This window comes from Campylobacter sp. US33a (assembly GCF_004378855.1).
Classification (GTDB): Bacteria; Campylobacterota; Campylobacteria; order Campylobacterales; family Campylobacteraceae; genus Campylobacter_D.
The window spans coordinates 84,701-95,829 of sequence record NZ_RYYL01000001.1 but is presented as its reverse complement, the minus strand read 5'-3'; the positions used below and the strand labels follow the sequence as shown (position 1 = coordinate 95,829).

12 protein-coding genes are annotated in these 11,129 nt (G+C 31.9%); 5 read left to right on the top strand and 7 right to left on the bottom strand.

Going from position 1 to position 11,129, the window contains the following annotated elements; translation table 11 throughout:
- Positions 1–25: 25 nt before the first annotated feature.
- Positions 26–826 carry a 3'-5' exonuclease gene (locus tag ELQ16_RS00495; RefSeq protein ID WP_134237625.1) on the bottom strand — a complete coding sequence of 267 codons (801 nt, stop codon included), beginning with the start codon at positions 824–826 and terminating at the stop codon, positions 26–28.
- A 66-nt stretch (positions 827–892) separates the two neighbouring features.
- Between ELQ16_RS00495 and waaC the strand changes: the two genes are divergently transcribed.
- Positions 893–1,918 carry a lipopolysaccharide heptosyltransferase I gene (gene waaC, locus ELQ16_RS00490; RefSeq protein ID WP_134237624.1) on the top strand — a complete coding sequence of 342 codons (1,026 nt, stop codon included), beginning with the start codon at positions 893–895 and terminating at the stop codon, positions 1,916–1,918.
- Positions 1,911–2,789 (top strand): lipid A biosynthesis lauroyl acyltransferase, encoded by an 879-nt coding sequence (locus tag ELQ16_RS00485; protein ID WP_134237623.1) that lies wholly within the window; start codon positions 1,911–1,913, stop codon positions 2,787–2,789. The genes waaC and ELQ16_RS00485 overlap by 8 nt, the downstream gene beginning before the upstream one ends.
- Here ELQ16_RS00485 and ELQ16_RS00480 read toward each other — a convergent pair.
- From ELQ16_RS00480 to acpP, 3 genes are read right to left on the bottom strand one after another with little or no spacing between them, the layout of a single operon-like run.
- Positions 2,786–3,727: an acetyl-CoA carboxylase carboxyltransferase subunit alpha gene (locus ELQ16_RS00480; RefSeq protein ID WP_134237622.1), complete on the bottom strand. Its 942-nt coding sequence runs from the start codon at positions 3,725–3,727 to the stop codon at positions 2,786–2,788. The genes ELQ16_RS00485 and ELQ16_RS00480 overlap by 4 nt on opposite strands.
- Before the next feature lies 1 nt (position 3,728).
- The gene (locus tag ELQ16_RS00475) at positions 3,729–4,943 is read right to left on the bottom strand and encodes a beta-ketoacyl-ACP synthase II (protein WP_134237621.1); all 1,215 of its coding nucleotides are present in this window, start codon (positions 4,941–4,943) and stop codon (positions 3,729–3,731) included.
- A gap of 33 nt (positions 4,944–4,976) precedes the next feature.
- Complete coding sequence (gene acpP / locus ELQ16_RS00470) at positions 4,977–5,210, bottom strand: acyl carrier protein (protein WP_134237620.1); 234 nt, start codon at positions 5,208–5,210, stop codon at positions 4,977–4,979.
- Positions 5,211–5,356: 146 nt separating this feature from the next.
- Here acpP and tenA point away from each other — a divergent pair, with 146 nt between their 5' ends.
- Complete coding sequence (tenA, locus tag ELQ16_RS00465) at positions 5,357–6,022, top strand: thiaminase II (RefSeq protein WP_134237619.1); 666 nt, start codon at positions 5,357–5,359, stop codon at positions 6,020–6,022.
- An 18-nt stretch (positions 6,023–6,040) separates the two neighbouring features.
- On the opposite strand, the gene ELQ16_RS00460 is transcribed toward tenA, so the two are convergent.
- The 3 genes from ELQ16_RS00460 to gpmI all read right to left on the bottom strand — a co-directional run bounded on the left by ELQ16_RS00460 (position 6,041) and on the right by gpmI (position 8,748).
- A complete protein-coding gene (locus ELQ16_RS00460) occupies positions 6,041–6,448 on the bottom strand; it encodes a pyridoxamine 5'-phosphate oxidase family protein (RefSeq protein WP_134237618.1) in 408 nt (135 codons plus the stop codon).
- An 8-nt stretch (positions 6,449–6,456) separates the two neighbouring features.
- Positions 6,457–7,200 carry a 3-oxoacyl-ACP reductase FabG gene (gene fabG / locus ELQ16_RS00455; protein WP_134237617.1) on the bottom strand — a complete coding sequence of 248 codons (744 nt, stop codon included), beginning with the start codon at positions 7,198–7,200 and terminating at the stop codon, positions 6,457–6,459.
- A 69-nt stretch (positions 7,201–7,269) separates the two neighbouring features.
- Positions 7,270–8,748 (bottom strand): 2,3-bisphosphoglycerate-independent phosphoglycerate mutase, encoded by a 1,479-nt coding sequence (gene gpmI / locus ELQ16_RS00450; protein WP_134237616.1) that lies wholly within the window; start codon positions 8,746–8,748, stop codon positions 7,270–7,272.
- Positions 8,749–8,827: 79 nt separating this feature from the next.
- Between gpmI and mraY the strand changes: the two genes are divergently transcribed.
- Together mraY and murD are read left to right on the top strand one after the other, a co-directional pair.
- Positions 8,828–9,889, top strand: a complete 1,062-nt coding sequence (mraY, locus tag ELQ16_RS00445) for a phospho-N-acetylmuramoyl-pentapeptide-transferase (protein ID WP_134237615.1) — start codon at positions 8,828–8,830, stop codon at positions 9,887–9,889.
- The gene (gene murD / locus ELQ16_RS00440; RefSeq protein WP_134237614.1) at positions 9,889–11,100 is read left to right on the top strand and encodes a UDP-N-acetylmuramoyl-L-alanine--D-glutamate ligase; all 1,212 of its coding nucleotides are present in this window, start codon (positions 9,889–9,891) and stop codon (positions 11,098–11,100) included. The genes mraY and murD overlap by 1 nt, the downstream gene beginning before the upstream one ends.
- Positions 11,101–11,129 lie beyond the last annotated feature (29 nt).

The window sequence follows — 11,129 nt, the reverse complement described above, 5'->3', positions numbered from 1 at the left end:
AAAAAAATATTCTATTATATTTTTCTTAATCATCTTTCTTTAAAATAAATTTCTCAATCTCATTTTGAACACAAGTAGAGAAAATCTCGACATAATTTCTATGTTTTTTTTTCTTTTTTAAGTATTCAACCATTAAATTTAAAAAATCCACATAATCACTTTCACATAAATTTCCCTTAATTAATTCATATTTTAAATACAGCATATAAGTATTTAAAACATCACTTTCGCAGTATTCATGAATTTTTTCATATTCTTCATTATAAAATAAAGTCATCACTTCATCGCCATGCACTTCATACTTCCCAGGAAGCCCTGCCATAGAACAAATCAAATCAAGCCTTAAACCCCTTGTACCGCCCAAAGATTCAAACAAATCACAATGCTTAAGCTCTGAAAAACGCGTTTTGTAATTATTCCATTTATCGCTTATTGTATCAAGATAGGTGCTTGCCTTAATATTGTATTTTAATGCCCTTAAAACCAAAACAGGCATATCATAATTTTTACCATTAAAGCTTACAAGCTTGGGTTGTTTTTCGATGAAATTGAAAAAATTCCTTATCATGCTCTCTTCATCATCGCCATCAATTTTATTCACCTTAATAAATCTACCAAAACTATCACTCACAACAGCACAGATGCTGACAATTTTATGAAAAGGCAAAGGTAAAAATTCATTTCCGCTTTGTTCTTTTTGCCACTCAAGCGCCTTTAAACTTACTTCTAAATCACTACCTTCAAAAGCTAAATTTTTTCTAATGAGTTCAGTATCAGGAATGCTTTCACAATCAAACACACAAATATATCCTTCATTTTTTGCCATTTTTTACCTTTCTTTAAAATATTTTGTTAAAATCATAACAAAATTTCAAGACAAAGTTATCAATTAATGAAAATAGCAATTATTCGACTATCTGCTCTAGGCGATATTATACAAACGAGTATAGTTTTACAATTTATAAAAAAAATTAATCCAAAAGCTAGCATTGACTGGTTTGTTGACGAAAGATTTAAAGATTTATTGCAAAATCATTCTCTTATCGATCATATTTACGCTTTACCTTTGAAAGATAAAAAAATTCAAAAAACTTTAGCTTTGATTTTAAAAGCACGAAAAAACCATTATGATATGATCTTAGATTTTCAAGGGCTTATCAAATCAGCACTTAGTGCAAAAATGCTTGGTTCAAATATCTTTGGATATGATAAAGTAGGTCTTAAAGAAGCATTCGCGAGCAATTTTTATGAATATAAACTAGATATTAGCTATAATGAAAATGTTTTTATCCGCTATCTTTCTTTAACTTCTTTTGCCTTTAATCAAGAATTTACTCTACAAGATATCAAATTTAAAAACCCTTGTTTTAAAGCAGATGAGGAACTTAAAGAAAAACTTTCAACAACACTAAAGCTTTCAGAAAATCAACATAACATTCTTATCCATGTGGGCTCAAGCGAGGAAAATAAAATTTATCCTAAAGAAAAATTAGCCATACTTTGCAAACTCATTATTGATAATTATCCCGAGTCAAAAATTTTCTTAGCTTGGGGCAATGATAAAGAATTAAAATTTACACAAGATCTTGTTGCTTTTAATCTTATTGCACAAAATCAAATTTCTATCTTGCCAAAACTCAATTTACAGGAATTAATAGCTGTTACAAAAATAATGGATCTTATTATTGGCAATGATAGTGGTCCTACTCATCTAGCCTTTGCTATGAATAAGCCGTCAATTACCATTTTTGGTGCAACTCCAAGCCAACGCAATGCTTTTGCAACACCCACCAATAAAATCATTGATTCTGGTAAAAAAATCCCCAATGCTAAATATCTTGATAAAAGTGATTTTTGTATTTCGCGTATTGATGAAGAAGATATCTTAAAGCTTGTTAAGGAGCTTTTAAATGGATAAAAATTACTTATACTTAAGTCTTTATTGTATTTTAAAATTCTGTGTGAATTTTTTTCCTGATTTTATTTTAAATTTCATTGCCAAAACCATTGCTAGAATCACCTTTTGGTGCAATAAAAAACACAGAAAAATCATTGATACAAATTTGCAATTTTGCTTCCCTGAAAAAAATAAAAAACAAAGAGATGAAATCGCGTTAAAAATTTATCAAAATTTCGCTGATTTTGGCATTGATTTTATTAAAAATCAAAATATCAGTAAAGAAGAAGTATTAAAAAAAGTTATTTTTGAAAACGAAGATTTTCTAAAACAATCTTTAGAAAGCAAAAAACCCATCATTTTAATAACAGCTCATTATGGAAATTGGGAATTAAGCTCTTTGGCCTATGCAGCCAAATTTGGTGCTATTTCCATAGTTGGGAGGGCTTTAGATAGTAAAATTATGGATAAAATTTTAAGCAAAAATCGCACCCAATTCAATATTGAACTCATTAATAAATTTGGTGGATTGAAAAAAATGTTTTCTTGTTTAAAAAATAAAAGAACTTTGGGAATTTTAACCGATCAAGATGCGACGGATAATGAAAGCATGGTGCTTAATTTTTTTGGTCATAAAGTTAATTTTATAGTTGGTGCTAGTGTTCTTGCAAAAAAAACCAATGCCTTAATCATTCCTTCTTTTATCTATAAAAACGAAAATAAGGGTTATAATATCAAATGTTTTAAGCCTATGGACGCGAATAATCATAGTATTGAAGAATTAACTTTATACCAAGCAAAATGCTGCGAAGAAATGATTAAATTTAAACCTGACGAATACTTCTTTTTTCACAAAAGATTTAAAAGATTTCATAGTCAAGCTTATGATTAATCTTCTTCTTTAAAAGCTCCAAGTTTTAAAATTTTTTGCATTCTATTGGCAACCAATTCTCTTTTATCTGTATTTTCTAATTCTTCGATAGCTTTAACAACATAATTCACTATAGCCACCGCTGCTCCATCTTTATCTCTATGAGCTCCATTTATAGGCTCTTCAATCACATCATCAATCAAACCTTGAGTTTTAAGATCATCAGCTGTAACTTTCATTGCCTTAGTTGCAGCTTCACTTTTTGTCGGATCATTCCAAAGTATAGCCGCACAACCCTCAGGAGAAATGACAGAAAAAACAGAGTTTTTCATCATAGCGAGCTTATCAACAACCCCAATAGCCAAAGCTCCACCACTTCCACCTTCGCCAATAACAACTGCGATAGTAATGGTCTTAAGATCACTAAGTTCATATAAATTTGTTGCGATAGCCTCACTCTGCCCACGCTCTTCAGCTCCAACACCAGGATAAGCACCTGGAGTGTCAATTAAAAACAAGATAGGAATTTCAAATTTTTCGGCAAGTCTTGCAACCCTTAAAGCCTTGCGATAGCCTTCAGGATGAGGCATACCAAAGTTTCTTGCAATTTTCTCCTTGGTTCCACGCCCTTTTTGCTCTCCTATAACTATAATCTTTTTTCCACCCAAATAACCTGCATAACAAACTATAGCGGGATCATCTCTATAAGCTCTATCTCCATGTATCTCATAAGCATCAGTTAAAATTGCATTAATATAATCCAAAGCATAAGGGCGATCTGGATGTCTTGCGAGTTGCAAACGCCCAAAATCACTTAAATTTTTATAAGTTTTTGCAATTTCTTTTTCTAAATTTTTCTGCAAAATTGCAACCGCTTCAAAATCTCCTTTGATTTGAGCATTAATGATATCTTCATCAATTTGTTTAATATTTTTTTCAAAATCTAAATAAGAAGCCATATCAATCTACTTTTTTAAATACTACACAACCATTTGTGCCACCAAAGCCAAAAGAATTACTCATCACCACTTTTAAATCTGCTTTTCTTGCTGAATTTGGCACATAGTCTAAATCACACTCTTCATCTTTAACAAATTGATTAATAGTTGGAGGAATCAAACCTTGATCTAAAGCCATAATACTAATAATAGCTTCAATAGCACCAGCCGCACCTAAGCAATGCCCTATTTGCCCTTTAGTCGAACTTATGGCTGGAATTTCACTTCCAAAAAGCTCCTTAATGGCTGCTGTTTCATTTTTATCATTCACCGGAGTTGAAGTTCCGTGCGCATTGATATAGTCTATTTTTGGATTTCCTGCCATTTTTAAAGCTTTTTTCATAGCTCTTAAAGGACCATCTAAAGTTGGTGCGGTAATGTGGTGCGCATCTGCACTTTCACCAAATCCAACAAGCTCAGCATAAATTTTAGCCCCTCTTTTTACTGCCGCTTCATATTCTTCAAAAACTAAAGCACCAGCACCCTCGCCCATTACAAAACCATCTCTTTCCTTATCAAAAGGTCTTGAAGCGCGAGTAGGATCGTCATTTCTTGTTGATAAAGCCTTCATTGATGCAAATCCACCAATGCCAACTGGACAAATAGCTGCCTCTGCACCTATAACTAACATTTTTTCAGCATTGCCTAAGGCTATGCTTTTGTAAGCTTCGCCTATAGCATGAGTTCCTGCTGCACAAGCAGTTACGCAAGAAATATTTGGACCCTTAAGTCCATGCTCGATAGAAATGAGACCTCCGAGCATATTTACAAGAGCTGAAGGGATAAAAAAAGGTGAAATTTTACGCGGTCCTCGTTCAGAGCAAATAATTGAATTTTTTTCTATATTTGGCAAGCCACCGATTCCAGCGGCCGAAACAACACCAAATTCTTCTTTATCTAATTTCTCATCAAATTTAGCATCTTCCATAGCTTCCTTAGCAGCTTTAATGCCAAGCTGAATAAATCTATCCATTTTTTTAGCTTCCTTAGGATCAATAAATTCCAAAGGATCAAAATTGCTAATTTCGGCAGCAATTTGTACTGGAAAATCACTTGTATCAAAAAGAGTAATTTTTTTCACGCCACTTTTGCCTTCGCAAATTGCGTTAAAAGAAGTATTTTTATCTAAACCCAATGCATTAATCATGCCTATGCCCGTAACAACAACGCGTCTCAATCAGCTCTCCTTAAAACAATAAACAAGTAAAAATTATTTTTGAAGATTATCGATATAATTTACCACATCTTCGATTTTAACTAATTTTTCAGCATCGCTATCTGGAATTTCCACATCGAATTTTTCTTCCAAAGCCATTACAAGTTCTACAACATCTAAAGAATCCGCACCTAAATCTTCAATGATTTTAGATTCCATTTTTACAGAATCAGCATCTACGCTTAATTGTTCTACTACTACAGCTTTTACATCATCAAAAGTTGCCATTTTTTCTCCTTATATAAAATAAACGAAATGCCATTTTACTAAAAAAAAGCTAAAAATTATATAATGGAATAAAAAATATTTTATAATTACTCAGTAATTATATGTATAATATAATTATTATCAATTTTATTTTTAAGGACAAAATAATGCTTTTTTCACAACTTATAAAAGAAAATTCAAAAATTTGGGATGAATATTTACATCATGAATTTGTAAAAAAATTAGAAAATGGAAGTTTAAATAAAGAAAATTTTCTTTTTTATCTTAAACAAGATTATATTTATCTGATCAATTATGCAAAATGTTATGCAAGACTTGCACTAAATGCAAATACGGCAAAAGAATTGCGTTTTGCTATGAAATTTCAAAACTATATCATAGAAGGCGAAATTGAACTTCATAAAAGCATTTTAAATTTAGGCATTGATGCGGATAATTTAAGCGTCAAAGATGAAAGTATAGTAAATATTGCTTATACGCGTTATATGTTAAGTGTGGGCGAAAGCGGAGATTTTTTAGATATGTTAGTGGCTCTTAGTGCTTGTGCCATAGGTTATGGTTATATAGGAGCTGAAATTTATCAAAGACTTGGAGAGAAAAATTTAGCAAATCATCCCTATAAGGAGTGGATCTTAACTTACGCAGGCAAAGAATTTCAAAATGAAATTCAAGAATTTGAGGAATTTTTAAATTCTTATACTCAAAAAATATCACAAGAAAAATTTAAAAAGTTAAGTGAAATTTTTTACAATGTAGTGCGTTTAGAAAGTGCTTTTTGGGAGCATGCTTTAAAAATGCAAATTGAAATTTAAAGCAAGGAATTCCTTGCTTTAAGCTTTAAAAAGTTTAAACTCTCCATTACTAAATTGCATTCTAGCACTCAAATTATCAAGATAAAAAACTTCAAATTTAGCATTTAGCGGATTTTCATATAAATCCGCTAAATAAGGATATTTTTCAAACATCATCTTTTTTACTTCTAAATTTGATTCAAAAACCGCATTGGCTCTAAGTCTTAAAAAAGTACCATTTTTCGCACAAGAACAAAACTCAATCCCATTATAATTTTTTATATGTTTAAAAAGTCCTTTAGAATTTGAAGTGCAAAAATAAATTTTATCTCCTGCAAGTAAAGGACTTTGCATAGGACGCACTCTAGGATTTCCACAAGTACCTAAGGTAGCTAAAAATGCCGGCGCATTATCATCTAAAAATTGTACAATTTCCTTTAAATCCATCTTTTTCCTTACATATATAAACCGCCATTAATCTTAAGTACATCGCCTGTTACATAAGAAGCATAGTCGCTAAGTAAAAATGCCACACAATTTGCCACTTCTTCAGGTTCTGCAAAGCGTTTTAAAGGGATATTATCTTGATAAGCTTGTTTAATTTCATCGCTTAAAACTTCAGTCATATCGCTTTTAATAAAACCTGGGGTTACACAATTAAAACGCAAATTTCTGCTCGCACCTTCTTTAGCAAAAGATTTAGTCATCGCAATCATTCCACCTTTGCTCGCAGAATAATTAACTTGTCCAGCATTTCCCATCTCTCCTACGATTGAAGCGATATTTACCACCGCACCAAAGCGTTTTTTACTCATAATTTTTAAAGCTTCCCTGCAACCTAAAAATGCTGAATTTAAATTCGTATCCACAACGCCACTAAAATCTTCTAATTTCATTCTTAAAGCGAGTTTATCATTGGTTACACCTGCATTATTAACAAGATAACTAAGCTCTCCATCGCTTTCTACTATAGTTTTTACCCCATTTTCAATTTCATCTTCTTTACTTGCATCAAATTTAATCACAGCAGCCTCGCCACCATTTGCAATAATTTCATCTTTTAAAGCATCTGCAAGCTCCGGCTTTGAGCGATAATTAATCCAAACTTTAAGCCCAAAACTCGCTAAAGTTTTTGCTATAGAAGCACCAATGCCTTTACTCGCACCCGTAATCAATACATTTTTTCCACTAAATTTCATCAACATTCCTTAAAAATTAAATTTTAAAATTGAGATTTTATCTTTTTTATCTCACAAAAAGCAAACAAATTAAAACAAAGCCTCATTCATTTCTTTTGGAATTTCTAAGTCTAAAATTTTAAGCACACTTGCGGCTATATTACTAAGTCCCATATTTTCTTTGATTTTAGAAACTCCTTTTGCTTCAACAAAAACAAAAACATCAAAAGTGGTATGATTTGTCAGCAAATTTCCTTTTTCATCTTGCATAGCTTCACAATTTCCATGATCGCTTGTGATAATAAAAGCATAATCATGTTTTCTCGCACACTCCACAACTTCACCCAAGCAACTATCCACTGCCTCAACGGCCTTAACCGCCGCATCAAAATCACCTGTATGTCCTACCATATCACCATTTGCAAAATTTACAACTATAAAATCCTCACCTTTTTCTATCCCTTTTTTGACTGCTTCGCACACTTCAAAAGCACTCATATCAGGCTTTTCATCGTAAGTTTTTACCTTTGGACTTGGAATTAAAACCCTTGTTTCATTTTCCAAAAGCTCTTCTTTTCCACCATTAAAAAAGAAGGTTACATGGGCGTATTTTTCAGTTTCTGCAGTGTGAAGTTGGCTAAGTCCTGCTCTAGAAATCACCTCAGAAAGCGTGTTTTTAATCTCTTCTTTTTCAAAAAGCACACCAAGTTTAAATTTATCATCATAAACACTCATAGTGAGTAAATTTTCAAAGACTTTTTCTTGCTTGAATTCTTTAAATTCTTTAGAATTTAAAACCTCTATGAGTTGTTTCATTCTATCATTTCTAAAATTGATAAAAATCAATCCATCTTCTTCCCTCATACCCTTATAATTCTCATTTTGAGCTGCCCCAATGAATTCATCAGTAATATTTTCTTGATAGCATTTTTCTAAATACTGGACTAAATTTGGCACACCTTTACTTTTACCCAATAAACAATCATAATACTCCTTAACCCTTTCCCAACGCTTATCCCTATCCATAGCATAAAAACGCCCACAAAGCGTAGCAAAATGCACACCCAAATTCTCGCAATGCTTTTCTAATTTTTTAATAAATTCTAAACCAGTCGTAGGGCTTACATCACGTCCATCAGTAATAGCGTGTGCGAAAACTTCATTGCCATTTTTGGCACAAATTTCAAGCAAAGCGTTAAAATGCGTATCCATAGAATGCACCCCACCATCGCTATAAAGCCCTATAATATGCACTCTTTTGCACTTTTGCAAAAGTTTTTTTAAATTGTCATTTTTTTCAAGCTCTTTATTTTCTATAGCCTTATTGATACGTACCAAATTTTGATAAATAATCTGACCGCTACCTATACACATATGCCCTACTTCGCTATTTCCCATTTGTCCTTCGGGTAAACCTACCGCTAAACCACTAGTTTTAAGTAAAGAATTTGGCACCTCTTTAAAAAGCCTTTCGTAATTTGGCTTTTTAGCTACTTCAAAGGCATTAAATTCTTTATTTTCATTAAAACCAATTCCATCTGTAATCACTAAAATACATTTTTGTTTCATTTTCCACTCTTTTATAAGAAATTTTTTGGTTAAATTTTACTAGAATTAAACTTTTAAAAACCAAAAATAAGGCTAACTTTTGTATTATCTCTCTGAATTTAGTAACTATGCTTTTTTTACCTATATTAGCGTGCGTGCTGGTTTTGCGTTTTTTATAGCATTAGGTTTGACTTTATTTATTATGCCAAGATTTATTACTTGGGCAAAAGCAAAAAAAGCAAATCAACCTATCTATGAACTTGCACCCCAAAATCACAAGGTTAAATGCGACACTCCAACAATGGGTGGACTTATCTTTATAGTCTGTGCGGTTTTTACAAGTTTAATTTGCGCTAAAATTGATAATATCTTTGTTATTACCGCCCTTTTATGTTTAATTTCTTATACACTTATAGGACTTATCGATGATTTGGGAAAAATTTTAAAAAAGAACAATCACTCAGGCTTAAGCCCCAAAGTAAAACTTATAACGCAAATTGGAGCGGGATTACTTTGCGTAACACCTTTGTACTTTAGTCCAGAATTTAATACGCAATTTTATATTCCTTTTTATAAATATCCACTTTTTAATATGCAAATCTTTGCCATAGCTTTTTGGATTTTGGTTTTGATTTCAAGTTCTAATGCTGTAAATTTAACCGATGGACTTGACGGACTTGCAACCGTTCCTAGCATTTTTTCTTTGGCAACTTTAGGGATATTTTTATATTTAAGTGGAAATTTAAACTATAGCGAATATTTACTCCTGCCAAAATTTCAAGGCTTAGGCGAAGTTGTGATTATTTGCGCGGCTTTAATTGGTGCTTTGATGGGCTTTTTGTGGTATAACTGCTATCCTGCACAAATTTTTATGGGAGATAGTGGAAGTCTAAGTCTTGGAGCTTTTATCGGTTTCTTGGCTATTATCAGTAAAAATGAAATATTGCTTTTACTTATAGGTTTTGTTTTTGTTTTAGAAACCATTTCGGTTATTTTACAAGTGGGTAGTTTCAAGATTTTTCATAAAAGGGTGTTTAAAATGGCACCAATCCATCATCATTTTGAAAAAATAGGCTGGGTAGAAAATAAAATCATCGTGCGTTTTTGGATGATTGCCTTACTCACAAATTTACTAGCCCTTGCTTCACTAAAGATAAGATAATGAGAAATTCACTTTTTGGTTATGGAAAAACTACTCGTGCTATCGCAGAAATTTTGGGAAAGAAATTTGGTGGTTTTGATATTTATGATGATAAATTTCAAAACCAAGACGAAGATGAATTTGGTAACCGTCTTTTAAATCCTAAAGATTTTAATGAGAATTTAAGCAAGCTTGAAATTCCAAGTCCTGGTTTTCCAAAAGATCATATTTTGATTAAAAAGGCAAAAAATTTACAAAGCGAGTATGATTTTTTTTACGATGCAATGCCAAAATCTGTTTGGATTAGCGGGACTAATGGTAAAACCACAACCACACAAATGACACAACATTTATTAAAGCATATTGGTACACAAATGGGTGCAAATGTAGGTACACCTCTTGCTAAGCTTGATCCTTATGCTAAACTTTGGATCTTAGAAACCTCATCCTTTACCCTGCATTACACTAAAATAGCAAAACCTGAAATTTACGCACTTTTGCCTATCACGCCTGATCATCTTTCATGGCATGGAAATTTTGATAATTATGTTAAGGACAAATTAAGCGTTTTAGAAAGAATGAATGAAGGTAATGTAGCTATACTGCCAAAAATTTACGCTAAAACACCGACAAAAGCTTATGTTATAACTTATGAAGATGAATTTGAACTCGCTAAAAGATTTAGTATTGATACGCAAAAAATTAATTTTAAAACCCCATTTTTACTTGATGCTATCATGGCTTTGAGTATAGAAAAAATTTTACTTGATCGCGCTAGTATTGATTTTTTAAATACCTTTGTGATGGAAAATAATAAATTAGAAGAATTTAAAGATAAAAAAAATAGACTTTGGGTCAATGATACAAAAGCTACCAACGAAAGTGCCGTAATGGCGGCTCTGAATCGCTACAAGGATAAAAAAATTCATCTCATTATAGGTGGTGATGATAAAGGGGTAGATTTAAACCCCTTGTTTGAATTTATGAAAAATTTTGATATAGAACTCTACGCCATAGGAACTAGCACTAAAAAAATGCTTGATTATGCTTTAAAAACGAATTTGAAAGCTCACAAATGTGAAATCCTAGAAAAAGCCGTGCAAGAAATTTCTAAAGTTTTGCAAGAAAATGAAGTAGCCTTGCTTAGCCCAGCTTGTGCAAGTTTGGATCAATTTAGCTCATATTTAGAACGCGGAGAAACTTTTAAAAAGGAAGTGGCAAAAATTCAATAATTTTTAACTTTTATAAAACAACGGTTGTA

Coding starts and splice junctions, on each gene's coding strand:
- ELQ16_RS00480 (WP_134237622.1), bottom strand. CDS start 3,727: ATGGCTTCTTATTTAGATTTTGAAAAAAATATTAAACAAATTGATGAA.
- ELQ16_RS00495 (WP_134237625.1), bottom strand. CDS start 826: ATGGCAAAAAATGAAGGATATATTTGTGTGTTTGATTGTGAAAGCATT.
- gpmI (WP_134237616.1), bottom strand. CDS start 8,748: ATGAAACAAAAATGTATTTTAGTGATTACAGATGGAATTGGTTTTAAT.
- fabG (WP_134237617.1), bottom strand. CDS start 7,200: ATGAAATTTAGTGGAAAAAATGTATTGATTACGGGTGCGAGTAAAGGC.
- ELQ16_RS00485 (WP_134237623.1), top strand. CDS start 1,911: ATGGATAAAAATTACTTATACTTAAGTCTTTATTGTATTTTAAAATTC.
- tenA (WP_134237619.1), top strand. CDS start 5,357: ATGCTTTTTTCACAACTTATAAAAGAAAATTCAAAAATTTGGGATGAA.
- acpP (WP_134237620.1), bottom strand. CDS start 5,210: ATGGCAACTTTTGATGATGTAAAAGCTGTAGTAGTAGAACAATTAAGC.
- waaC (WP_134237624.1), top strand. CDS start 893: ATGAAAATAGCAATTATTCGACTATCTGCTCTAGGCGATATTATACAA.
- ELQ16_RS00460 (WP_134237618.1), bottom strand. CDS start 6,448: ATGGATTTAAAGGAAATTGTACAATTTTTAGATGATAATGCGCCGGCA.
- murD (WP_134237614.1), top strand. CDS start 9,889: ATGAGAAATTCACTTTTTGGTTATGGAAAAACTACTCGTGCTATCGCA.